Annotated in this window: 24 protein-coding genes, 2 tRNA genes and 1 other RNA gene; 11 read left to right on the top strand and 16 right to left on the bottom strand. The window is 71.6% G+C overall.

The annotated features are described in order from the left end of the window. Positions 1-32: 32 nt before the first annotated feature. Positions 33-419, top strand: a complete 387-nt coding sequence (locus tag ACRWK8_RS02175) for a DUF952 domain-containing protein (RefSeq protein WP_378735511.1) — start codon at positions 33-35, stop codon at positions 417-419. A gap of 91 nt (positions 420-510) precedes the next feature. On the opposite strand, the gene ACRWK8_RS02180 is transcribed toward ACRWK8_RS02175, so the two are convergent. After that, the gene (locus ACRWK8_RS02180) at positions 511-891 is read right to left on the bottom strand and encodes a PLD nuclease N-terminal domain-containing protein (protein ID WP_378735509.1); all 381 of its coding nucleotides are present in this window, start codon (positions 889-891) and stop codon (positions 511-513) included. A gap of 353 nt (positions 892-1244) precedes the next feature. On the opposite strand from ACRWK8_RS02180, the gene ACRWK8_RS02185 reads away from it, so the two are divergent. Next, positions 1245-1970, top strand: coding sequence for a GntR family transcriptional regulator (locus ACRWK8_RS02185; protein WP_378735507.1), 726 nt, complete (start codon positions 1245-1247; stop codon positions 1968-1970). Between the two features lie 60 nt (positions 1971-2030). Here ACRWK8_RS02185 and ACRWK8_RS02190 read toward each other — a convergent pair whose 3' ends face one another. From ACRWK8_RS02190 to ACRWK8_RS02210, 5 genes are all read right to left on the bottom strand, one after another. After that, entirely contained in the window at positions 2031-3092 is a 1062-nt protein-coding gene (locus ACRWK8_RS02190; RefSeq protein WP_378735504.1) for an aspartate-semialdehyde dehydrogenase, read from the bottom strand. Continuing rightward, entirely contained in the window at positions 3089-4360 is a 1272-nt protein-coding gene (locus ACRWK8_RS02195) for an aspartate kinase (RefSeq protein ID WP_378735502.1), read from the bottom strand. The genes ACRWK8_RS02190 and ACRWK8_RS02195 overlap by 4 nt, the downstream gene beginning before the upstream one ends. A gap of 180 nt (positions 4361-4540) precedes the next feature. Then, positions 4541-5140 (bottom strand): recombination mediator RecR, encoded by a 600-nt coding sequence (recR, locus tag ACRWK8_RS02200; protein ID WP_378735500.1) that lies wholly within the window; start codon positions 5138-5140, stop codon positions 4541-4543. Positions 5141-5364: 224 nt separating this feature from the next. Beyond that, positions 5365-5712 carry a YbaB/EbfC family nucleoid-associated protein gene (locus tag ACRWK8_RS02205; RefSeq protein WP_378736166.1) on the bottom strand — a complete coding sequence of 116 codons (348 nt, stop codon included), beginning with the start codon at positions 5710-5712 and terminating at the stop codon, positions 5365-5367. A gap of 59 nt (positions 5713-5771) precedes the next feature. After that, positions 5772-6248 carry a MerR family transcriptional regulator gene (locus tag ACRWK8_RS02210; RefSeq protein ID WP_378735498.1) on the bottom strand — a complete coding sequence of 159 codons (477 nt, stop codon included), beginning with the start codon at positions 6246-6248 and terminating at the stop codon, positions 5772-5774. 79 nt (positions 6249-6327) lie between these two features. Here ACRWK8_RS02210 and ACRWK8_RS02215 point away from each other — a divergent pair, with 79 nt between their 5' ends. Together ACRWK8_RS02215 and ACRWK8_RS02220 are read left to right on the top strand one after the other, a co-directional pair. After that, positions 6328-7464, top strand: coding sequence for an alkene reductase (locus ACRWK8_RS02215; RefSeq protein WP_431867995.1), 1137 nt, complete (start codon positions 6328-6330; stop codon positions 7462-7464). A gap of 134 nt (positions 7465-7598) precedes the next feature. Then, positions 7599-8762 carry a methyltransferase domain-containing protein gene (locus tag ACRWK8_RS02220; RefSeq protein WP_431868077.1) on the top strand — a complete coding sequence of 388 codons (1164 nt, stop codon included), beginning with the start codon at positions 7599-7601 and terminating at the stop codon, positions 8760-8762. A gap of 51 nt (positions 8763-8813) precedes the next feature. Here ACRWK8_RS02220 and ACRWK8_RS02225 read toward each other — a convergent pair whose 3' ends face one another. After that, the gene (locus tag ACRWK8_RS02225) at positions 8814-9011 is read right to left on the bottom strand and encodes a DUF6243 family protein (RefSeq protein WP_378735494.1); all 198 of its coding nucleotides are present in this window, start codon (positions 9009-9011) and stop codon (positions 8814-8816) included. Positions 9012-9130: 119 nt separating this feature from the next. Between ACRWK8_RS02225 and ACRWK8_RS02230 the strand changes: the two genes are divergently transcribed. Then, entirely contained in the window at positions 9131-9742 is a 612-nt protein-coding gene (locus ACRWK8_RS02230; protein ID WP_431867998.1) for a TetR/AcrR family transcriptional regulator, read from the top strand. 12 nt (positions 9743-9754) lie between these two features. Here ACRWK8_RS02230 and ACRWK8_RS02235 read toward each other — a convergent pair whose 3' ends face one another. Together ACRWK8_RS02235 and ffs are read right to left on the bottom strand one after the other, a co-directional pair. Then, the gene (locus ACRWK8_RS02235) at positions 9755-11950 is read right to left on the bottom strand and encodes a DNA polymerase III subunit gamma and tau (protein ID WP_431868000.1); all 2196 of its coding nucleotides are present in this window, start codon (positions 11948-11950) and stop codon (positions 9755-9757) included. A gap of 121 nt (positions 11951-12071) precedes the next feature. Then, an RNA gene (gene ffs / locus ACRWK8_RS02240) (signal recognition particle sRNA small type) lies at positions 12072-12167 on the bottom strand. Between the two features lie 107 nt (positions 12168-12274). Here ffs and ACRWK8_RS02245 point away from each other — a divergent pair. Then, a tRNA-Ser gene (locus ACRWK8_RS02245) sits at positions 12275-12362 on the top strand. Between the two features lie 62 nt (positions 12363-12424). On the opposite strand, the gene ACRWK8_RS02250 is transcribed toward ACRWK8_RS02245, so the two are convergent. Together ACRWK8_RS02250 and ACRWK8_RS02255 are read right to left on the bottom strand one after the other, a co-directional pair. After that, entirely contained in the window at positions 12425-12727 is a 303-nt protein-coding gene (locus ACRWK8_RS02250) for a hypothetical protein (protein ID WP_378735488.1), read from the bottom strand. Between the two features lie 40 nt (positions 12728-12767). Next, positions 12768-13430, bottom strand: coding sequence for a DJ-1/PfpI family protein (locus ACRWK8_RS02255; protein ID WP_431868003.1), 663 nt, complete (start codon positions 13428-13430; stop codon positions 12768-12770). 130 nt (positions 13431-13560) lie between these two features. Between ACRWK8_RS02255 and ACRWK8_RS02260 the strand changes: the two genes are divergently transcribed. Next, on the top strand, positions 13561-14511 hold the full coding sequence (locus tag ACRWK8_RS02260; RefSeq protein ID WP_378735483.1) for a GlxA family transcriptional regulator: 951 nt from the start codon (positions 13561-13563) through the stop codon (positions 14509-14511). Between the two features lie 48 nt (positions 14512-14559). Here ACRWK8_RS02260 and ACRWK8_RS02265 read toward each other — a convergent pair whose 3' ends face one another. After that, complete coding sequence (locus tag ACRWK8_RS02265; RefSeq protein WP_378735481.1) at positions 14560-16299, bottom strand: pyruvate dehydrogenase; 1740 nt, start codon at positions 16297-16299, stop codon at positions 14560-14562. 218 nt (positions 16300-16517) lie between these two features. Here ACRWK8_RS02265 and ACRWK8_RS02270 point away from each other — a divergent pair, with 218 nt between their 5' ends. From ACRWK8_RS02270 to ACRWK8_RS02280, 3 genes are all read left to right on the top strand, one after another. Continuing rightward, positions 16518-17294: an SGNH/GDSL hydrolase family protein gene (locus ACRWK8_RS02270; protein ID WP_431868006.1), complete on the top strand. Its 777-nt coding sequence runs from the start codon at positions 16518-16520 to the stop codon at positions 17292-17294. 109 nt (positions 17295-17403) lie between these two features. Continuing rightward, positions 17404-19419: an oxidoreductase gene (locus tag ACRWK8_RS02275; RefSeq protein ID WP_431868008.1), complete on the top strand. Its 2016-nt coding sequence runs from the start codon at positions 17404-17406 to the stop codon at positions 19417-19419. Between the two features lie 21 nt (positions 19420-19440). Beyond that, positions 19441-20001, top strand: a complete 561-nt coding sequence (locus ACRWK8_RS02280) for a PadR family transcriptional regulator (RefSeq protein ID WP_378735473.1) — start codon at positions 19441-19443, stop codon at positions 19999-20001. Positions 20002-20100: 99 nt separating this feature from the next. On the opposite strand, the gene ACRWK8_RS02285 is transcribed toward ACRWK8_RS02280, so the two are convergent. The 4 genes from ACRWK8_RS02285 to ACRWK8_RS02300 all read right to left on the bottom strand — a co-directional run bounded on the left by ACRWK8_RS02285 (position 20101) and on the right by ACRWK8_RS02300 (position 21735). Continuing rightward, positions 20101-20188: transfer RNA gene (locus ACRWK8_RS02285), tRNA-Ser, on the bottom strand. 10 nt (positions 20189-20198) lie between these two features. Then, on the bottom strand, positions 20199-20651 hold the full coding sequence (locus ACRWK8_RS02290) for a nucleoside deaminase (RefSeq protein ID WP_378736162.1): 453 nt from the start codon (positions 20649-20651) through the stop codon (positions 20199-20201). A gap of 49 nt (positions 20652-20700) precedes the next feature. Continuing rightward, entirely contained in the window at positions 20701-21189 is a 489-nt protein-coding gene (locus ACRWK8_RS02295; RefSeq protein WP_378735471.1) for a tRNA adenosine deaminase-associated protein, read from the bottom strand. A gap of 45 nt (positions 21190-21234) precedes the next feature. Then, positions 21235-21735 carry a tRNA adenosine deaminase-associated protein gene (locus ACRWK8_RS02300; RefSeq protein ID WP_378735469.1) on the bottom strand — a complete coding sequence of 167 codons (501 nt, stop codon included), beginning with the start codon at positions 21733-21735 and terminating at the stop codon, positions 21235-21237. Between the two features lie 324 nt (positions 21736-22059). On the opposite strand from ACRWK8_RS02300, the gene upp reads away from it, so the two are divergent. Next, positions 22060-22713: a uracil phosphoribosyltransferase gene (upp, locus tag ACRWK8_RS02305; protein WP_378735467.1), complete on the top strand. Its 654-nt coding sequence runs from the start codon at positions 22060-22062 to the stop codon at positions 22711-22713. Positions 22714-22860: the final 147 nt, after the last annotated feature.

The raw sequence follows: 22860 nt of genomic DNA on the forward strand, positions 1-22860 counted from the left end.
GCCTCCGGGGGTGACGCGGTAGCGTCCGCTGCATGGCTCACGTACTGCACCTGACCGAACTCTCACGCTGGCGCGCCGACGGGGACGTCGAGGCCGACTCCCTGGGCACCGAGGGGTTCCTGCACGCCTCGCCCGACGAGGCCACCATGCTGGCGGTGGCCAACGCCTTCTACTCCGATCCCGCGGAGGCGCTGGTCGTACTCGTGGTGAACACCGAGAAGGTGGACGCCGAGGTGCGGTGGGAGGCGGCGGCGCCCGTCCCGCCGCCCGGGGTCGACGCGGACGTGCTCTTCCCCCATGTGTACGGACCGATCCCCCGACCGGCGGTGACGGGACTGCGCCGTCTGGTCCGGAACCCGGAGGGGCGGTACACGGCGCTGGAGACGGTGATGGAGCCCGGCCCCTGTTTCCAGGGCTGATCCCACGTCGACGCGTCGACATGGGAACTTGTCCACAGGCTGTGGACAACGCGAAGGGCCCCGGGATCACCCGGGGCCCTTCGTCGTGCGGTCAGGCGTTGCCGAGTCCGGTCTGGTCGGGAGGGATGTTGCTGTGCTGCCCGACGCTCCCCGGGACGGTGTGCCGAGCCCGGCCCTTGTCGATGCCGAGGAAGCGGTTGAGGTGCCCCTTCCTGCCGACCACGAACCAGGCGACCGCGCCGAACAGGGGAAACCACAGGATGAAGATGACCCAGAGGAGCTTGCCCCCGCCGGTGGTGTCCCCGTTGGCCAGGGTCGAGATGACGGCGGCGATCACCAGCACGGCGATGGCGAGGAACAGGAGGAGGAAGAGGACACCGGTGATGCCGCTCAACCAGGCGAAGGTGCGTTCGCCGCTGTCCATCTGCGACAGGCTCACTCGATCAGCGAGCTCCGACAGGTTCGTGATCATGTCTCCCCCAAGCAAGAAGTGACTCCCTAGTCACATAGCGTAGTATTTCGTGGCGGCCAGTCACGCACATTCCGACGCTTTCGGGCGTTTCCCCTCATCGGCCCACGCACCTCCGAATCCGTGGTTTCGCAGGGTTCCGAGCCGACTACTTTCGGGTAGCGCCCCCCACCGGGCTTCCCCACTGCTTTACTGGAAACATGGGCGAGCTTCGGCGAACTGGCAGGTCCACTCCCTCCCTCCGGCCCGGGGCCGGCACCGGCGACGGTGCCCGCACGGCCACCCGTGACCAGCGATCCGCGCGTCCGGCCAGAGCCACCCCTCCGAGCAGGGGCGCGGCAGAGGCCGGGTGAGCGGTGTCCAGGCAACCCCGCTACCTGTGGCTGGCCGAACAACTCCGAGAACCGATCCTCAACGGCGAGATCACCCCGGGCACCCGACTTCCGTCCCGCACCCGCCTGGCCCGCTCCTACCGGGTCAGCGAACAGATCTCCCGCACCGCTCTGCGCCTCCTGGTCACCGAGGGCCTGGTCGAGGCCAGGCCCGGCTCCGGGTACTTCGTGCGGACCGTCCCGGAGACCTTCCGGCTCTCCCGGACCGACGCCACCTCCGGCTCCGGCCTGGGACAACTCAGCCGTGAGCGGGTCAGCACCGAGCAGGAGCGGTGCACGGCCCCGCTGAGCACCAGACTCCGGCTGCGCGACGGCGACCCGGTGTACCGCACCACCTCGCGGGGGCTCTCCTCCGACCGCCCGGTCACCCTGCACCGGTCCTGGGAACCGGCGATCCTCACCGCCGGAACCCTGCGCACCCCCTTCGACGCCACCGAGACCGGCACCCTGGAACGGCTGGGCGCCGCGGGGTTCCCCGTGGACCGGGTCGTGGAGGAGGTGGGGGTCCGCGCGCTGCGCGACTCCGAGGCCGTACTCCTGGACTCCGCCCCGGGCGTACCGGTCCTGGTGGTCGAACGCACCCACTACTGCGGCGACCGCCCGGTCGAGACCTCCGACCTCATCGGCTCGGTCGAGCAGTGTCGACTTCTCTACAAGTTGTCCCTGGCCCGGCCACGGAGCCGCCGGTAGGCACGCCGAAGGGCGGTGGCCCGTTCCGCAGGGGAACGGGCCACCGCCCTCGGTGCGGCCTCAGGCCTGGGTGAACTCCTTGGCGACGACCTCCGCGATCTGCGCGGTGTTCAGCGCCGCGCCCTTGCGCAGGTTGTCCCCGCACAGGAAGAGGTCGAGCGACTTCGGGTCGTCGATCGACTGCCGGATGCGGCCGACCCAGGTCGGGTCGGTGCCCACGACGTCGTTCGGGGTCGGGAACTCGCCCTTGGCGGGGTCGTCCACGACCTTGACGCCCTCGGCGCCGGCCAGCAGCTTGCGGGCGTCGTCGGCGGCGACCTCGCTGTCGAAGGACGCGTGGACCACCAGCGAGTGGGTGGTGATGACCGGCACGCGCACGCAGGTCGCGGAGACCTTCAGGTCCGGCAGCCCCAGGATCTTGCGGGACTCGTTGCGGACCTTCAGCTCCTCGGACGACCAGCCGTCGTCCTTGAGCGAACCCGCCCACGGCACGACGTTGTAGGCCAGCGGCGCCGGGAAGGGGCCGAGCTCGTCGACGGCCGCGCGCATGTCACCCGAGCTGTCACCAAGGGTGCGGTCACCGCCCGCCTTGGCCATCTGGTCGCGCAGGACGTCGATGCCCTCCTGGCCGGCTCCGGAGGCGGCCTGGTAGGAGGAGACCACCAGCTCCCTGACGCCGTAGGTCCGGTGCAGCGCACCGATCGCCACGATCATCGAGAGGGTGGTGCAGTTCGGGTTCGAGATGATGCCGCGCGGGCGGTTGCGCACCTGGTCCGCGTTGACCTCGGGAACCACCAGCGGGACGTCGGAGTCCAGGCGGAACGCGCCGGAGTTGTCGACGGCCACCGCGCCACGGGCCGCGGCGATCGGCGCCCACTCCTTGGACACCTCGTCCGGCACGTCGAACATGGCGACGTCCACGCCGTCGAAGACCTCGGGGGCCAGCGCCTGCACGACGACGTCCTCGCCGCGCACGCTCAGGACCTTGCCCGCGCTGCGCGCGGAGGCGACCAGCCGGATCTCGCCCCACACGTTCTCACGCTGGGTGAGGATGTCGAGCATGACGGTGCCGACGGCGCCGGTGGCACCGACGATGGCCAGGGTGGGAAGACGGTTGCTCATCGGCCGGTACCTCCGTAGACGACAGCCTCGACCTGGTCGGCGTCGAGCTGGAACTCGCTGTGCGCGGCCTGGACCGCCGCGTCGACCTGGTCCTCCTCGACGATGACCGAGATGCGGATCTCCGAGGTGGAGATCATCTCGACGTTGGTGCCGGAGGAGGCGATCGCGTCGAAGAACCGCGCGGTGACGCCCGGGTACGAGCGCATGCCCGCACCGATCAGGGAGACCTTGCCGATCTTGTCGTCGTAGCGCAGGGAGTCGTAGCCGACCTTCTCCTGGACCTTCTTCAGGGCGCCGACCGCCTCCTTGCCGAAGTCCTTGGGGACGGTGAACGAGATGTCCGTGCGGGAGGTGGAGACCGCCGACACGTTCTGCACGATCATGTCGATGTTGATCTCGGCGTCCGCGAGCGACTTGAAGATCGTCGCGGCCTCACCGACCTTGTCGGGGACGCCGACGACGGTGATCTTGGCTTCGCTCCGGTCGTGGGAGACCCCGGAGATGATCGGCTGTTCCATGCCTTCGCTTTCCTCGACTTCCGAGACGATCCACGTCCCGGGCTTCTGGCTGAACGACGAACGGACGTGCAGGGGAATGTTGTACTGGCGCGCGTACTCGACGCAGCGCAGGTGCAGGATCTTCGTGCCGCTGGCGGCCATCTCCAGCATCTCCTCGTAGGAGATCTGCGGGATGCGCTGCGCGGAGGGAACGACGCGCGGATCGGCGGTGAACACGCCGTCCACGTCGCTGTAGATCTCGCAGGCGTCGGCGTTCAGCGCGCCAGCGAGAGCGACGGCGGTGGTGTCGGAACCGCCACGGCCCAGGGAGGTGATGTCCTTGGTGTCCTGGGAGACGCCCTGGAACCCGGCCACGATGCAGATCGAGCCCTCGCCGATGGCCTCCTGGATACGGCCGGGGGTCACGTCGATGATCTTGGCGTTGCCGTGCAACGACGTGGTGATGACCCCGGCCTGGGAGCCGGTGAAGGAACGGGCCTCGTAGCCCAGGTTCTCGATGGCCATCGCCACGAGGGCCATCGACATGCGCTCACCCGCGGTGACGAGCATGTCGAGCTCGCGGGCGGGGGGCATCGGGGAGACCTGTTCGGCCAGGTCCAGCAGTTCGTCGGTCGTGTCGCCCATGGCCGAGACCACGACCACGACGTCATGTCCCGCCTTTTTCTGAGCCACGATCCTTTGGGCTACTCGCTTGATGGCTTCCGCGTCAGCCACGGAAGACCCACCGTACTTCTGCACGATTAGGGCCACGATCGATGCTCCTGAGGAGTTGGGATCAAGACAATGAACAACAAAGTGTAGCCAGCGACGACCAAGGCACCCCTTCCGACCTGCGGAGGGGAGGGCGTGGCGTCTTGACACACCGGCGATCGGGTTACCCGCCAGAGCGGAGGTTACTCATATTTCCGCCCGATTACGGCGAAGTGTGAGCTAGAACTCGAGGCTGCGGCGGCCCTCGAAGGCACGCCCCAGAGTGACCTCGTCGGCGTACTCGAGGTCGCCGCCGACGGGGAGTCCGCTGGCGAGCCGGGTGACTTTCAGGCCCATGGGTTTGACCAGCCGCGCCAGGTAGGTCGCGGTGGCCTCCCCTTCCAGGTTCGGGTCGGTCGCCAGGATCAGCTCGGTGATCTGGCCGTCGGCCAGACGGGTCATGAGCTCCTTGACCCGGAGGTCGTCGGGGCCCACTCCCTCGATGGGGCTGATGGCGCCCCCGAGCACGTGGTAGCGCCCGCGGAACTCGCGGGTGCGTTCGATGGCGACGACGTCCTTGGACTCCTCGACGACACAGATGACGGCGGCGTCGCGGCGGGCGTCACGGCAGATGCGGCACTCGGTCTCCTCTGCGACGTTGCCGCAGATCGAGCAGAAGCGCACCCGCTCCTTGACCTCGACGAGTGAGTTGACCAGGCGCTTGACGTCCGCGTGTTCCGCGGACAGCAGGTGGAAGGCGATGCGTTGCGCGCTCTTCGGACCGACGCCGGGCAGTCGCCCCAGCTCGTCGATCAGATTCTGAACCGCGCCCTCGTACATGCCTACCCACTCGGTCGGAACCGGGCAGGGGCCCGGTGGGGCCACTCCTGCCCCTCCCCCCACCGTATCGGGGGGCGGTGACCTCTCGCGACCGTCCCCCGACCGCGTCGCCGAAAAGCCGCGCGGCGGTCCGTCGCCGCTCCCGTACCGAAGGGCGGTACCGGAGCGGCGGCACGGCGACCGTGAGGTCTCCGGGAACCCGCGGGCCCCGGAGGCACCTGAGGCTAGAAGCCGGGGAGGCCGGGCATCCCGCCGGGCATCCCGCCGCCGCCCAGGCCCTCGGCCAGCGGGCCCATCTTCTCCTGCTGGAGGCGCTCGACCTGGGCCTCGGCGTCACGGATGGCCGCCAGGACCAGGTCCGCGACGGTCTGCGCGGTCTCCTCCGCGTCGGTGGGGTCCACCGCCTTCGGGTCGACGGTGATGTCCTCGACCTGGCCCCGCCCGCTCAGCTTGACCTTGACCAGGCCGCCGCCGGAGGTGCCCACGACCTCGGCCTCCTCCAGGGCCTGCTGGGCCTGTGCCAGCTGCTGCTGCATCTGCTGGGCCTGCTGGAGCAGGGCCTGCATGTCCATTCCGCCAGGGTTCACGGCCGTCTCCTCGCCACACACGTGGTGCTGTTCATAGCTTCGTGTCACTTGCCTGTGAGGGTAACCGGTCCGACCGGGGCACCCCGGCCACGTCCGTCGGCGCCCCCGCCGCGCGCACCGGCGGCCCGGTCACCCGCGGCGGCCCCGGAGCCGTTCGCCCGGACGTCGGGCGGGGAGACGCGGGAGTCCTCGATCACCTGGTCCAGGGCCTCGCGGGTGCGCTCCAGCCCCCGGATCGCCCCGGTGACCCGGTCCCGTTCGCGCCGGAGCCAGTCGAGCAGGTCCGGGGCGGGCTCGCCGCGCTCCCGCGCGTACACGCAGGGCAGCAGCTCACGGATCACCTCGGTCGAGAGCCCGGCCCCGAGCAGGCACTGGACGCGGTCCACCCGCTCCACGGCGTCCTCGCCGTACTCGCGGTGCCCGCCCGCGGTGCGTGTCGAGGCGAGCAGGCCACGCTCCTCGTAGTAGCGCAGCGAACGGGGGCTCACCCCGCTCCGCGCGGACAGCTCTCCGATGCGCACGGGCGCCTCCCGTCGTCTCCTGTGACCCTGGCCACGAACGCTTGAACCTCACACGGGTGTCAGATTCTACGCTCCTCGCATGGACACCGCGAAGACCCACGGAAACCCGCTCCTGGACCCCTACGACCTCGGGTCGCTGCACCTGCCCAACCGGGTGGTCATGGCCCCGATGACCCGTCTGCGCGCCGACCGGAACGGCGTGCCCGGCGACCTCATGGCCACCTACTACGCCCAGCGGGCCAGCGCGGGCCTGATCGTCTCCGAGGGGATCTCGCCCAGCGTCGACGGCCAGCAGTACCTCACCGAACCGGGCCTGTACTCGGAGGCGCAGGTCGAGGGGTGGCGGCGGGTCACCGACGCCGTGCACGCCTCGGGCGGACGCGTCTTCGCCCAGATCATGCACGCCGGGCGAGGCGGCCACCCGGCCAACCGCCCCGACGGCGGGACCCCGGGCGCCCCCTCGGTCGTTCCGCGAACGGACCCCGTCCACACGCTGGACGGCAAGGTGGCTCCGGTCGCCCCACGCGCGCTGACCCTCCGGGAGATCGGCCGTACCGTGGCCGCGTACGCCGAGGCGGCGCGCGCGGCGGTGCGGGCCGGGTTCGACGGGGTCGAGATCCACGGGGCCAACGGGTACCTGCCGCACCAGTTCCTGGCTGACAACACCAACCAGCGCATGGACGCGTACGGCGGCGGGGTCACCGGGCGGATCCGGTTCCCCGTGGAGGTCACCGAGGCGGTCGCGGACGCCGTCGGCGCGGACAGGGTGGGGCTGCGGCTCTCCCCCGGCAACAGCCAGTTCGAGATGGTGGAACGCGACCCCGCCCCGGTCTACCGGGAGCTGCTGCGCCAGGTGGCTCCGCTCGGCCTCGCCTACCTGCACGTCACCGCCGACCCGGTGCACCCCGCGCTGGCAGAGGCTCGGCGGGACTGGCCCGGAACGCTGGTGGGCAACACCGGGGAGCACGAGGCGACCACCCCGGAGAGCGCCGCCGCGCTCGTGGCCGGAGGGCGCGCCGACCTCGTGTCGGTGGGCCGCCCCTACATCTCCAACCCGGACGTGGTGGAGCGGCTCGCGGCCGGGGCGCCGTGGTCGGTGATCAGGGAGAGGAACTTCCACTACACGTCCGGTCCCCGGGGCTACGTGGACTACCCCACGCACGACCAGGCGGACACGCGTCGGGACAACGCGCGCTTGGTCGCACCGTTGACCTGATTTCACCAGGCAAGGGAGCGAAGAGTAGCGCACGAGTCACTCTGGGTTGAAAGGATGTTCGACGGGGCTGGTCGGCCGCTCCGGCGGCCGCGCCCCGACCGAGACAGCCGGACCACCAGGGGACTGAGGACGTGTTGACCGCCAGAGAGCGCAACTCGGCTCTGATCGAGGCGATAATCGCGGACGGCACGCTGACCGACGCCGCACTCGTCGACGCCTTCCGCTCCGTGCCCCGCCACCTGTTCATCCCGGAGCACGGCGCGCTCGCGGCGAACGGCAGCGCCCTGGACGCCTCCGGGAACCCGGACCGCTGGTTGGCCGCCGTCTACGCGGACGACGCCATCGTCACCCGGGTCGAGGGTCCGGAGGTGGCGGCACGGCACGGAGACGGCCGGGGCCCGGCCACCTCGTGCAGTTCCGCGCCCACGGTGCTCGCGCGCATGCTGGAGCTGGCCGGGCTCGCGAACGGGCAGCGGGTGCTGGAGGTCGGCACGGGGACGGGATGGAACACGGCGCTGCTCGCCCACCGGCTCGGTGACGGCGCGGTGACCTCGCTGGAGATCGACGAACGACTGCTCGGCGCGGCCCGGGGCGCGCTCCACGACGCGGGCCTCTCCCCCGACACACGCCTGGCCGACGGGTACGGCGGGTACGCGGAGGCGGCGCCCTTCGACCGGATCGTCAGCGCGTGCGGGGTGCGCCGCGTGCCCGGCGCCTGGCTGGAGCAGCTCACCGACGACGGACTGGTCGTGTGCCCGTGGGGACTGTTGGAGAGCGCCGGGGTGCTCATGCGCCTCGAACGGACCGAGACGGTGGCGGGGACGTCCGGGGCCAGGGCGGTGGGCCGGTTCCACGGGGGCGTGGGTTTCGTGCCGCTGCGCACCCCGTACACGTCTCCCCGCCCGGCCCGGGACGCCGGTCAGCAGCCGGACGAGTACCGGCTCACCCAGGTCGACCCCGTCGCACCGATGCTCGCCTTCGCCTCGGCCTTCGCGGTCTCGGTGATGGTCCCCGACTGGCGGATGCGGCGGCGGTGGATCGGCACGGGCTCGGGCATGTGGCTGTGCGACGTGCGGGGGGACTCGTGGGTGCGGGTCTACCCCTACGGCACCTCGTGGATGATCGAGCAGGGTGGCCCCAGGAGCATCTGGGACGAGGTGGAGGAGGCCCTCGCCACCTGGTCCGACCTGGGGAAACCCGGGCCGGACCGGTTCGGCCTCGTGGTGGGAGCCGACGGCGGGCAGCGGGTGTGGTTGGACACACCGGACGGGCGGTCCTGGCCGGCCGGTCCGACCTGAGCCGGGTCGGCCCTCCGCCGTTCCCTCAGGCGGGGGGCCGACGCCGAGCGGTCACGCCTGGCCTTCGGCGTCCCCGGTCTCGGGGGTGGAGTGCTTCTCGCGGAGCCTGCGCAGGAGTTCCTGCTTCTGCTCACGCGCGGTGGCGCTGGGCCCGCCCTTGCCCCCGCCCTGGCCGCCACGGAGCGTGGAACGGGAGACGGTGGTGCGCTGACCACCCATCCCGAGGAGGTTGTCACTGTTCTTGGCCATGCCGTTGACTCCTCTCGTCATCAGGCAGCGAGACGCATCGTCTCGTCTTAGCCGTCACCCCTGATGCTACCCGTGCCAAGACGATACGTCTCGTCATTTTGGAGCGTTACCGTGGAGACATGGCCGACAACACCGATGAACAGAGCCGACGGGCCCCGGACCCCCGCCGCCGCAGCCAGCGCGCGCAGAACGCCATCGTCGACGCCGCCGAGGAGCTGCTGGGTGAGGTCGGCTACTCCAGACTCACCATGGAGGCCATCGCCGCCCGCGCCCGGGTGGGCAAGCAGACCATCTACCGCTGGTGGCCGTCCAAGGCCGCCGTCGTCTTCGAGGTCTTCACCCGGCTGACCGGAGCCGAGGCCGGGCAACCGCTGCCCGACACCGGCGACCTCGCCGCCGACCTCAAGACCGTACTCCGCGCCACCATCGACGAGTTCAACGACCCCGCGATGGACCGGACCACCCGGGCCTTCACCGCGGAGGTCCAACACGACGAGGAGTTCGCCCGAGCCGTCACCGAACAGCTCGTCCGTCCCAACGGAGAGGCGGTCAAGGAACGGCTGCGCTCCGGACAGGCCGCCGGGCAGCTCGCCACGGACGTCGACCTCGACCTCGTCGTGGAGCTGCTCAACGGCCCCGTCAACCACCGGTGGCTGCTGCGCACCGCGCCGATCACCCACGAGTACGCGGACCGGCTCGTGGACACCGTCCTGCGGGGACTGCGCCCCTGACCAGCCCCCGGCCTAGCTCTCGCCGCCGTGCTCGATCTCCTCGAGCAGCTTGCCGCCGAGCTCGGTCTCGATGAGCGCGGCACCACCACCTGGGGAAACCGAGGCACCGGCGGAACCTCCCGTGTTCCCCTGGGGCTTCGGGGCGGGACCGGCGGGCGCCGGACGGCTCGGCTCGGGCGCCCGCTCCGGAGCACGCTGGGCGGGGCGGCCGAAGCCGCCGTCGTCCGGCGGCGGGGCCGAGGCACCGTCCTCGTAGGGGTCGGGCGGCGGCTCCTGGAGACCGGTGACGATACGGTCCGGCGGCGGTCCAGCCGCCACGTCGGGTCGCGGGGCCTCCGGTGCGGGGGCCGGTTCGGGCCGGGAGACCGGGGGCGGCGCGTCCCAACCGGGGGGCTCGCCCTCCGCCTTCGGGGAGGGCGCCGGGGCCGGTGCGGGTTCGGCCCGACGCTGGGGGGAGGCCTGCGCCGCCCCACCACTGGCGGGGGCCACCCGGACCTCGATCCCGAGGACCTGCTGAATGGCACCGGCCACCACCTGGTCGCTGCCGCTGTTGCTGAACCCCTTGGCCTCGTTGGGCTTGTTGAAGCGCAGCAGCACGCTGTTGCCCTCGACCCCGACCGGCTGGACGTCGCCGCCGGCCAGCACCATCCAGGTGAACCGGCGGCGACCCTTGACCGCCTCCAGGATCTGGGGCCAGGCGCCCTGGACCCGGCCCAGGTCGAGCCCGCCGCCACCGGCGGGGGCCTGACGCTGCGGGGCCGGTTGGGGGGCGCCGCGCGGCGGGGCGTCCCAGCCAGCGGGCTCGCCGGTCGCGGCCCGGGAGGTCCGGGGGGCCTGCGGCGCCGGGCTCGGAGCGGGTTCGGGAGTACTGGCGCGCGCGGGTGCCTCGGGAGCGGGTTCGGGAGTACTGGCGCGCGCGGGTGCCTCGGGAGCGGGTTCGGGTGCGGCCTGCGGCGCGGGGGCCGGAGCTGCCTGCGGCACTGGCGCTGGCGTGGGTGCGGGCGCGGGTGCCACCGGCGCGGGAGCGGCCGGGGCCACCGCACCGGAGGCCAGCCGACGCTCCATCTGCTCCACACGGGCCAGCAGCGCCGTGCCCTGGTCACCGTCGGTGGCGGGCAGCAGGATGCGGGAGCACATGAGCTCCAGCAGCAGCCGAGGCGCGGTCGCGCCGCGCATCTCGGTCAGCCCCTGGTTGAGGATCTCGGCGGACCGGGACAGCGTGGCCGGGCCCAACCTGGCGGCCTGGTCCTTCATCTGCTCCACGGACTCCGGCGAGACGTTCACCAGGCCCTTGTCCAGGGCGTCCGGCACGGCCGCCAGGACCACGAGGTCACGGAAGCGCTCCAGCAGGTCCGTGGTGAAACGACGCGGGTCGTGCCCGCCCTCCACGACCCGGTCCACCAGACCGAACGCGGCGGCCCCGTCGCGGGCGCCCAGGGCGTCGACCATCTCCCCGAGCAGGCTGGAGTCCGTGTAGCCGAGCAGGGAGACGGCGCCCTCACGGGTGATGCCGCCCTCGTCCGAACCGGCGATGAGCTGGTCCAGGACCGAGAGGGTGTCACGGGCCGAACCGGCGCCCGCGCGCACGACCAGCGGCAGCGCGGACGGGTCGTAGGCGACCTCCTCCTGCTTGAGGAGGTCCTCCATGAGCTCCCTGAGGGTGCTCGGCGGGATGAGCCGGAAGGGGTAGTGGTGGGTCCGCGAGCGGATCGTGCCGATGACCTTCTCGGGTTCGGTCGTGGCGAACACGAACTTCAGGTGCGGCGGGGGTTCCTCCACCAGCTTGAGGAGCGCGTTGAAACCCTCGCGGGTCACCATGTGCGCCTCGTCGATGATGTAGATCTTGTAGCGCGAGTTGACCGGCGAGAAGAACGCGCGTTCCCGCAGGTCGCGGGCGTCGTCGACACCACCGTGGGAGGCGGCGTCGATCTCGATCACGTCGATGCTGCCGCCGCCGTCGGGAGCGAGCGCCACGCAGGAGTCGCAGGTGCCGCACGGGTCGGGGGTCGGACCCTGCTCACAGTTGAGGGAGCGGGCCAGGATGCGCGCGCTGGTGGTCTTGCCGCAGCCGCGCGGGCCGCTGAAGAGATAGGCGTGGTTGATACGTCCGCTGCGCAACGCCTGGCGCAGCGGGTCGGTCACGTGTTCCTGACCGCGCACCTCACCGAACGTCGCGGGACGGTACTTGCGGTACAGCGCGATGCTCACGGTGTGATCACTCCCCTGTGTCCCTGCCTCGGTCCCATTCAACCCGCTGGCGGAGACAACTCGCACCTGGTCGGGGAAACCGGGAAGGGGGCGGCGCTGGGGCGAGGTACCCCCGGAAACAAGAAAGGACCCCCCGCGCACCCGCCAGAGCCCACTTATCCTTGCTGCCTTCCGGCCCTGGGGAGGTTCGTAGGGTGACGCCGCACGAGGGGTCTGCCCCGAGTGTATCCGAACCCGGGACCCCCGCAACCCGCGCCGGGCCCCTCCTCCGGGCGGCCCGAAAGCCGTTCGAAGCAGTGTCGCGAAGCCTGTAGAGTTGTCCACGGAGGATTCGCCTAGTGGCCTAGGGCGCACGCTTGGAAAGCGTGTTGAGGGCAACCTCTCAGGGGTTCGAATCCCCTATCCTCCGCCACAGGAGCGAGGGCCCCGACCGGGAGACCGGTCGGGGCCTTCGTCGTTTCCACGCTCCCCGGCTCAGCCCACACGCCGGGCGACGACCCTCGACGCGGGCAGACGCCCCGCCTTCGAGGTACCCGTCATCCGGTCGCCGTCGACGGTCAGCGCGAAGACGAGATCGAGCCGCAGGGGCCGGGTGACCGCCTGCCGCCACGTGAGCAGGTCACCTTCCAGAGTGAGGCCGACCAGCTCGCCCGGCTCCTCCCCCTCGTTCCAAGCGACCCCGCTGAGCTCCCCTCCCCTTTCGGTGAGGCGCATCCTCGGGCTGATCCGCCCGATCGGCGTGCTGATGGTCAGGTCCCAGGTTCCGGCAACCGACACTGTTCTTCCTTCCGGTGGTGATGGGTGGTGCGCGGGCCGGTCAGGACACGGGGACGGGCCCCTCGGCCCGCCAGACCACGCCGCGTCGTTCGTGGGAGAAGAGCCTCTCCACCGCGTGGGCGATCCGGGGTCCCAGCTCGCGTTCGAGGAGGTGGATGCCCAGGTCCAGCCCCGAGGTGACCCCGGCGGCGGTGACCAGGTCCCCGTCGTCCACGACCCTGGCGTCCACCGCCGTGGTGCCGGTGGCGTCCAACAGGTCCAGGCCCAGGTGGTGGGTGGTGGCCGCGCGGCCCTCGGTCAGCCCGGCCATGGCCAGCAGCAGGGAGCCACCGCACACGGCCGTCACGAGCGTGTCCTCCCGTGCCACGGCGGCACCGAGCAGCACCGGGAGTTCGGTGGTGAGGGCGTTTCCGAGGAGTACCGGAATCGAGTCCGGGTCGGGCTCGTCGTCCACCGTGTCCGGGTCGGGAACGCTCCCCACCGCTCCCGGCACCACGATCACGTCGGCACGCCCGGGGTCCAGGCGCGCGGTGGCCCGGAGCGACACTCCGTTCCCGCTCGGTACCTCCCGAGCGCCCTCGGCGGAGACCAGTTCCACCGTCAGCGCGCCGCCGCTGGCGGCCCCGCCCGCGTACAGGACCTCGAACGGCGCGATCACGTCCAGCGGGTCGAACCCGTCGAACAGCACGACCTGGGCCAGCATCGTCCTCCCCTCGTGTGGTCGGGCCTCCCCCTTTCGGAGGCCGTCGGCACGAAGCTACGGAAGGCCGGGGCGCGGTGACAGTGGCTGGACGGACACCTTCCAACGGATTCCAGCCAGTAGGCTCCCTGGCATGCACACCGTGGTGGTCACCGCCTTCGACGGAGTGATCGGCTTCGACCTGACCACGCCCGTCGAGGTGTTCTCGCGCACCCGTCTGCCCGGAGGCGGGCCCGCCTACCGGGTCCTGGTCTGCGCGCCCGAGCCGGAGGTCGGCGCCGGTCCCTTCCGCCTGCGCGCGGACCGGGGCCTGGAGGCGCTGGCCGAGGCGGACACCGTGGTCGTGCCCGGAACGGAGGACCCCCTCGCGGCCCCGTCGCCCGCCCTGCTGGACGCCCTGCGCGCCGCCGCCGCGAACGGGACCAGGATCGCCTCCATCTGCACGGGAGCCTTCGTGCTGGCCTCCACCGGTCTGCTGGACGGACTGCGGGCCACCACGCACTGGCGCGGCGCGGACGCCCTGGCCGAGCGCCATCCGGAGGTGACCGTCGACCCCGGCGTCCTCTACGTGGACAACGGGCAGTTCCTCACCTCGGCCGGGGCGGCGGCGGGGCTGGACCTGTGTCTGCACATGGTCCGCTCCGACCACGGGTCGGCGGTGGCGGCGGACACGGCACGGCTCTCGGTGACGCCCTTGGAACGCGAGGGCGGCCAGGCGCAGTTCGTCGTCCACGAGACCCCGCCCGTCCCGGACGGCGCCGCCTGGGAGCCGCTGCTGCGGTGGTTGGAGGAGAACTCGGGGCGCGATCTCACCCTGGCGGACGTCGCCGCGCACGCCGGGGTGAGCACCCGGACCCTGAGCCGCCGGTTCCGTGAGCAGACCGGGACCACGCCGCTGCGGTGGCTGTACCGGGCCCGGGTGCGTCGGGCCCAGTTCCTGTTGGAGTCCACCCGCCACTCGGTGGACCGGATCGCCGCCCAGGCGGGGTTCGGCTCCCCCACCGCGTTCCGCGAGCGGTTCCGCGCGGTGGTGGGCACGAGCCCCCAGGCCTACCGGAGGGCCTTCCAGAGCCGGGACGGTTGACTCGGCGCCATGTCGACAGGGCGATGCGTCGACGAGTCGACGGATCGGCTAGGGCCGGGGGATGTTGCGCAGGTTGGAGCGGGCGAGGTCGATCATCGACCCCACCCCGCCGCGCAGGACCGTGCGGCCCGCCGAGAGGGCGAAGCCGGTGACCTGGTCGGCGGTGATCCGGGAGGGCATCGACAGCGCGTTGGGGTCGGTGACCACGTCCACCAGCACGGGCACGTGGGCGGCCAGCGCGTCCCGCAGGGCGTCGTGGACGTCCCGGGGGTCCTCGACCCGGATCGCCCGCATACCGATGGCCTCCGCGATCCGCGAGTAGTCGACGGGCGCGTGGTCGGTCTCGAAGGCGGGCATCCCGTCCACCATCATCTCCAGCCGGACCATGCCGAGCGAGGAGTTGTTGAACACCACCGTCGTGATCGGGAGGTCGTGCTGATGGACGGTGATGAGCTCGCCGAGGAGCATGCTCAGGCCGCCGTCCCCGGACAGTGACACCACCTTGCGGTCGGGCGCGGCGTAGGCGGCGCCGACGGCGTGCGGCAGGGCGTTGGCCATGGTGCCGTGGGTGAAGGAGCCGATCACCCTGCGGCGGCCGTTCGGGGTGAGGTACCGGGCGGCCCACACGTTGTTCATGCCGGTGTCGACGGTGAAGACGGTGTCGTCCGGGGCCAGGGCGTCGAGGACGCTCGCCACGTACTCGGGGTGGATCGGGGTGTGGTGCTCGATGTTCTTCGTGTAGGCGTCCACGACCTTGGTCAGGGCGCGCTCGTGGCGACGGAGGACGTCCCTGAGGAAGGTGTCGTCCTCCTTGGACCGGACCGAGGGGCGCACCGCCCGCAGGGTCGCCGCGACGTCCCCCTGCACGCCGAGTCGGAGCGGGACACGGCGGCCGAGCCTGCGCGGGTCGTGGTCCACCTGGACCACGTTGTCCTTGGGCAGGAAGTCGTCGTAGGGGAAGTCGCACCCGAGCAGCACCGTGAGGTCGGCTTCCTGGAGGGCGTCGTAGCAGGCCCCGTAGCCGAGGAGGCCGATCATGCCGACGTCGTACGGGTTGTCGTACTGGATCCACTCCTTGCCGCGCAGTGTGTGGCCCACCGGCGCGTTGACCCGCCGGGCGAGCGCCATGACCTCCTCGTGGGCGTCGCGTACCCCGGCGCCGCAGAACAGGGCGACCGTGTCCGCCTCGTTGATCCGCCGGGCCAGTTCGCGGACGTCGTCCTCACTGGGCCAGGCGGTGGCCCGTCCGGCGGCGACGGGGCTGGTGTCGGCGGGGCCCGTCGCCCTGCGTCCGGCGATGTCGCCGGGCAGGACGAGCACGGCCACGCCGGGGGTGCCCAGGGCGTGCTGGACGGCGATCCGGGCCAGCCGGGGCATCTGGTCCGGGTGGGAGACCAGTTCGCGGAACTCGGTGACGTCACCGAAGAGCCGCTCGGGGTGGGTCTCCTGGAAGAAGCCGGTGCCGATCTGGCGCGAGGGGATGTGGGAGGCCAGCGCGAGCACGGGGGCTCCGCTGCGCTGGGCGTCGTAGAGGCCCTGCACGAGGTGGGTGTTGCCGGGGCCGCAGGACCCCGCGCAGACGGCCAGCTTCCCGTCGATCTGGGCCTGGGCCGCCGCCGCGAACGCCGCCGCCTCCTCGTTGCGGACGTGCACCCACTCGATGCCGTCGGTGGTGTGGACGGCGTCCACCACCGGGTTGAGGCTGTCGCCCACGACGCCGTAGATGCGGGTCACCCCCGCCGCGACCAGGGTGCGGACCAGCTGTTCGGCGACGGTGTTCCTGCTCAAGGGACCCTCCCGGGGCACGGCGCGACCGGGGGCCGGACGTGTCGCCCCCGGCCCACGCTAGGAGCGCCCCGGCCGGAAGTGCCGGACCGCCACGCTCGTGGTCGCGGCCATGCCGAATCCGGACCGGTTCGAGGGGTTGACCCGAAGCCGGGTGGTGAACAAGGTGAATAGTCGCTTTGTTGAGTATTGTTCGCTGACACCCAGGAAAGGTGCGGGACATGAGGTTGGACGGGAATCTGCGGTACGTCGCCCTCGGGGACAGCCAGACCGAGGGGATCGGGGACGGCGACGAGGAGTCCGGGTACCGGGGGTGGGCGGACCGGTTCGCCGAGCACCTGGCCGCGACCGGGGCGCGGGTGGACTACGCCAACCTCGCGGTGCGCGGCCGTCTGGCCCGGCAGGTGCACGAGGGCCAGCTGAAGGACGCCCTGGAGCTGCGTCCGGACGTGGCGACGGTCTTCGCCGGGGTCAACGACCTCATCCGGCCCGGGTACGACGCGGACGAGGTGGTGGGCCACCTGGAGACGATGTTCGCGGAGCTCACCGGGGTCGGCGCGCGGGTGGCCACGCTGACCTTCCCGGACATCGCCCGCATCGCCCCGCTCGCCCGACCCCTGGTGCCGCGGGTGCTGGACTTCAACGAGCGGGTCCGGGAGGCTGCTGGTCGGCACGGGGTCGCGGTGGCGGACACCGCCGCGTACGAGGTGGCCACGGACCGCCGCCTGTGGGGGGTCGACCGGCTGCACTGCTCCCCCGAGGGGCACCGGAGGATCGCCGGGGCGGTGGCGCACGCGCTCGGCATCCCGGGGAGCGACGAGAGCTGGGCCGACCCGCTGCCGGAGCGTTCGGTTCCCGGCGTGTTCCGCTCGGCCGCGTCGGAGGTGCGGTGGCTGGGGTCGTTCCTCGGCCCGTGGGTCGTGCGTCGGCTGCGGGGGCGCTCCTCCGGGGACGGCCGCACCGCAAAGCGCCCGGTCCCCCTGCCCGTGGTGGTCTGAGCCCCGGGCGGCGGTGGCCCGGGGTGCCTCGCGCTTCTTTGTGCAACTTGTTGCATAATAAAGGCGGGCCGGCAGGACACCGGCCGGAGGCACGCCGCGAGGAGAGGTCATGAGCGAGTACCCCCACCTTCTGGAACCCCTGGACCTGGGCTTCACCACCCTCAGGAACCGCGTGATCATGGGCTCCATGCACGTCGGCCTGGAGGAGGCCCCCCACGGCTTCGAGAGGATGGCCGCCTTCTACGCCGAACGCGCGCGCGGCGGCGTCGGCCTCATCGTCACCGGCGGCATCGCCCCCAACCCCGAGGGCGCCACCTTCACCGGCAGCGCCAAACTCACCAACGACGACGAGGTCGCCCAGCACCGCCTCATCACCGAGGCCGTGCACCGCGAGGGCGGCCGGATCGCCATGCAGATCCTCCACACCGGCCGCTACGCCTTCAGCGAGGAGTCCGTCTCCGCCAGCGCCCTCCAGGCCCCCATCAGCCCCTTCGTGCCGCACGCCCTCACCGAGGACGAGATCGAGCGCACCATCGAGGACTTCGCCCGCTGCGCCGAGCTCGCCCAACGCGCCGGGTACGACGGCGTCGAGGTCATGGGCTCCGAGGGCTACCTCATCAACCAGTTCATCGCGCCCGCCACCAACAAGCGCGAGGACCGCTGGGGCGGCTCCTTCGACAACCGCGTCCGCCTCCCCCTGGAGATCGTCCGCCGGGTCCGCGAGCGGGTGGGCGCGGAGTTCGTCCTCGTCTACCGGCTGTCCATGCTCGACCTCGTCCCCGACGGCTCCACCTACGACGAGGTGGTCGAACTCGGCAGGCGGATCGAGACCGCGGGCGCCGACATCATCAACACCGGCATCGGCTGGCACGAGGCCCGGGTCCCCACCATCGCCACCTCCGTGCCGCGCGGCGCCTACACGTGGATCACGCAGCGCCTCAAGAAGGAGCTGACCGTCCCGCTGGTGGCGGTCAACCGCATCAACACCCCCGAGGTCGCGGAACGGATCATCGCGGAGGGCCAGGCCGACATGGTCTCGCTGGCCCGCCCGATGCTCGCCGACGCCGCCTTCGTGGCCAAGGCCGAGGCGGGCCGGGCCGAGGAGATCAACACCTGCATCGGCTGCAACCAGGCCTGCCTGGACCACACGTTCAACCTGAAGATCACCTCGTGCCTGGTCAACCCGCGCGCCTGCCACGAGACGGAGCTGGTCCTCTCCCCCACCCGGACCCGCAGGAACGTGGCCGTGGTCGGCGCCGGCCCCGCCGGCCTCGCCTTCTCCGTCTCCGCGGCCGAGGTCGGCCACACCGTCACCCTCTTCGACGCCGCCTCGCGGATCGGCGGCCAGCTCAACATGGCCCGCCGCGTGCCCGGCAAGGAGGAGTTCGACGAGACCCTCCGCTACTTCCGCGTCCAGCTGGACAAGCACGGCGTGGACGTGCACCTGGACACCACCGTGACCGCCGCCGACCTCGACGGGTACGACGAGGTCGTGATCGCCACCGGCGTCACCCCGCGCACCCCCGCCATCCCGGGCGCGGACCACCCCAGCGTGGTGAGCTACGTGGACGTGCTGCGCGGCGGCGCCGAGGTCGGTGAACGGGTCGCGATCATCGGCGCGGGCGGCATCGGCTTCGATGTGGCGGAGTTCCTCACCGACGGCGGGGAGGGCGCGAGCCAGGACCCCGAGACGTTCTTCCGCCAGTGGGGCGTGGACACCGAGTACCGGGAGCGCGGCGGCCTGGGCACGGCCCAGCGGACCGCCCCGCCGCGCACCGTGCACCTGCTCCAGCGCAAGACCTCGAAGGTCGGCAAGGGCCTGGGAAAGACCACCGGCTGGATCCACCGCCTGGAGCTGCGCCACAGGGGCGTGGAGATGGTCGCGGGCGTCGACTACCGACGCATCGACGACGAGGGCCTGCACGTGACCGTGGACGGTGAGGAGCGCGTGCTCGCCGTCGACACCGTGGTGCTGTGCGCCGGTCAGGACCCGCGCCGCGACCTGGCCGACGAGCTCACCGCCGCCGGTCGCGCCGTGCACCTGATCGGCGGCGCCGACGTGGCCGCCGAACTGGACGCCAAGCGCGCCATCAAGCAGGGCACCGAGCTGGCCGCCGCCCTGTAGCCCCCTACCTAGAATGCGCTCATGTCCCTGCCCCACGCGATCCTGACCGCCCTGCTGGAGAAACCCTCCTCCGGACTGGAACTCACCCGGCGCTTCGACCGCTCCATCGGGTACTTCTGGTCCGCCACCCACCAGCAGATCTACCGGGAGCTGGGCAAGCTGGAGAAGGCGGGGTTCATCCGGGCGCTGCCGACGGACTCGCCCACCCGGGGCCAGCGCAAGGAGTACGAGGTGCTGGTCCCGGGCCGGGAGGAGCTGGGGCGCTGGGTCGGCGAGCAGGAGGAGCCGCGCGCCCTCCGCGACCCGCTGATGCTGCGCCTGCGCGCGGCGGGGGTCGTGGGGGTCGGCGCCGACCTGGTCGAGGAGCTGCGCCGCCACCGTGCGCTGCACGCCGCCCGTCTGGCGGAGTACCGGGAGTTCCAGCGGCGCGACGCCGCGCGCGGGCACGGGACCGAACGGGACCGGGTCCAGGGGCTGGTGCTCCGGGGCGGCATCGACCTGGAGCTCTTCTGGGTGACCTGGCTGGACGGGGCCATCGCGGACCTGACCGGCCCCGGCCCCGAGGGCGATCCGGTCCCCTAGGCGAGCGCCCGCACGAAGCGCAGGGCGCACGAGCCGTCCGGTGTGCGCGAAGGACGGGCGCACCAAAAAGCCGCCCCCGGCTGTGCCGGGGGCGGCTGGTGGCGGTGGATGAGGGATTTGAACCCTCGAAGGGTTGCCCCTTACCCGCTTTCGAGGCGGGCGCCATCGGCCACTAGGCGAATCCACCGAGAGGTACTCTACCGGACGCGGCGCCGTGCGAAAAACCCGATCAGCAGATCCGAGCACCGGTCAGCGATGTCGCGGCTGATCAGATCGGGTGGAACGACTTCGGGACGGTGGTTCTGGCGCGGGTCCCGGACCAGGTCCCACATCGATCCCACCGCGCCCGCCTTCGCGTCGCGCGCGCCGTAGACCAACCGGTCCACCCGGGAGAGCACCGTGGCCCCGGCGCACATCACGCAGGGCTCCAGGGTGACCACGAGGGTGCACCCGGACAGGCGCCACTCGCCGTGCGCCTCGGCTGCCGCGCGCAGCGCGAGCACCTCGGCGTGGCCGGTCGGGTCTCCGGTGGCCTCGCGTTCGTTGTGGCCCCGACCGAGCACGGCGCCGTCGGGCCCGAGCACCACGGCGCCGACCGGGACGTCGTCGGTGGCCAGGGCCAGCTCGGCCTCGGCCAGGGCGGCCAGCATCGCCTCGTCGACCACGTGCCGGTCGAGTTCGGGCAGGCCGGTCACCCGGTCACAGCCTCATCGGGTCGAGGACGTCGGCGAACCCCGAACGTTCCGCGATGATCGCGATCACGTCACCGGGCAGGACACCGCCGCCCACGGACAGGTCCGCGAGCTCGTCCTCGGTCACCCCGAGGTCGGTGAGGAGTCGCCCGTCACCGTCGGGCCGGGGGTCGGGGCGGGATCCCGCGCTCTCGGCGGGCTGCGAGGCGCCGAGCCCTCCCGCCTCGGAGAGCACTCCGGCCAGCGGGTGGTCGTGCACCACCCGTCCGTCCGAGAGGTACACCCTCGGATCCGGATCCGACTCGTCCATCCGGACGACGGCGAACCACTCGTCGTCCGCGTCCACGAACAGAAGGGTCAGTTCGCTGCCCCAGTCCGTGGCGAGGTCCAGCATGAGGTCGGTGATGTCGTCGATGGCATCCACGTCACCGAGATCGACCTCAGTACCCCGCCACGTCTTGCCGTTCGGAGCGAAGACGGCTGCGAAGGTCGACACCGCGTGCCCTCCTGATCTCTACCCTGGTGGTCTTCCAGGCGTGCCCTACCCCATACCGTCCAGGACACGCTGGAAGGCCTGGGCGAATCCCAGACGCTCGGACACGCTCGCGAGGACCTCGTCCGGATACAGGTCCAGGTCGCCCGCGAGGGCGCCCAGTTCCATCTCGTCCAGGCCCAGGTCCGCGACCACGGACAGGTCACCCGCGGGCAGGACCTGGTCGAGGTCGTCGTCCTCCGGGAGGTCGATGTCCAGGTAGTCCAGGGCGTCCCGGGCCACCTGCCAGTCGACCGAGGCGGTCACGTCGGACAGGAAGAGGGAGACCTCCTCGCCGTACACCCGGACGATGATGAAGAAGTCGTCGCCGACCGACACCAGCCCGAGGGATCCGCTGATGCTCGGCTGTTGGCGCAGGGCGTGGATGAGCCCCTTGAGATCGTGTGTCAGCGCGATCGGGAGGAGGTCGACGTCCCAGTACTCCTCTTCCCTGTACGCGACGGCCGCGAAGTCACCCGAGTCGTCGTCACCATGATCGAGCACTGTCATCGTCACCCCAACCCGGACGGTGTTTCGGTGCGGACGAGAGGAGCCCGGCCCGCCCATGCGAGTGCCATGGTAACGATCACCCTCACTGCGTCGTGGTCCCTCGTCCGCCGTGGAACGCCCTAACGCTCTCACGAGACACGGGTTCACCGCGCCCCCGTGACCGAACCCGTGCGCACCTGTTTCCCACCCGACGCCACCGGGGGAGAGCGGAAGGGGAGGCGGGGGCCGTGGGGAGCCCTGGTTCGGGTGATACGCGCGGTTAGACTCGGGCAGGCCCCTCTCCCCATCCACCGTCCCGTTATCCCAGCTCACCCGGAGAACGCTTTGGAAACCCTGGTCGTCGACCACCCCTTGGTCGCGCACAAGCTGACCACCCTGCGCGACGTGCGGACCGACTCACCGACCTTCCGGCGGCTGACGGACGAGCTGGTCACCCTGCTCGCCTACGAAGCGACCCGGGACGTCCGCGTGACAGAGGTCACCATCCAGACCCCGCTCGTGGAGGCCACCGGCACCCAGCTGACGCGCCCCACGCCGCTGGTCGTCCCGATCCTGCGCGCCGGACTCGGCATGCTCGACGGCATGACCCGTCTGCTGCCCACGGCCGAGGTCGGCTTCCTGGGCATGGCGCGCGACGAGGAGACCCTCCAGCCCGCCACCTACGCCGACCGCCTCCCCCAGGACCTGTCGGGCCGCCAGTGCTACGTTCTGGACCCGATGCTCGCCACCGGCGGAACCCTCGCCGCGGCCCTCAAGCTGCTGGTGGAGCGGGGCGCCGACCACATCACCGCGATCTGTCTGCTGGTGGCGCCCGAGGGCCTGGTCGCCGTCGAGCAGAAACTGGCCGAAACCCTGCCCGACGACCACGGCGCCACGCTGCGCGTGGTGACGGCGGCAGTGGACGAGCGCCTCAACGAGGACGGCTTCATCCTCCCGGGACTGGGCGACGCGGGCGACCGTCTGTACGGCTGCTCCTGAACCAGAACCCCGCGACGCGCGGCACGAGCGCCCAACCGGATCACCGGTTGGGCGCTTTTTCGGCTCTTTTTCTGCTGGGGTGAATGAACGCCCGAAAATCGGGCATTGGTCCCATCACGCACCCTCACCCCGAGGTGTCTCCCCAGG

The organism is Nocardiopsis eucommiae (genome assembly GCF_965344335.1).
Lineage (GTDB): Bacteria > Actinomycetota > Actinomycetes > Streptosporangiales > Streptosporangiaceae > Nocardiopsis > Nocardiopsis eucommiae.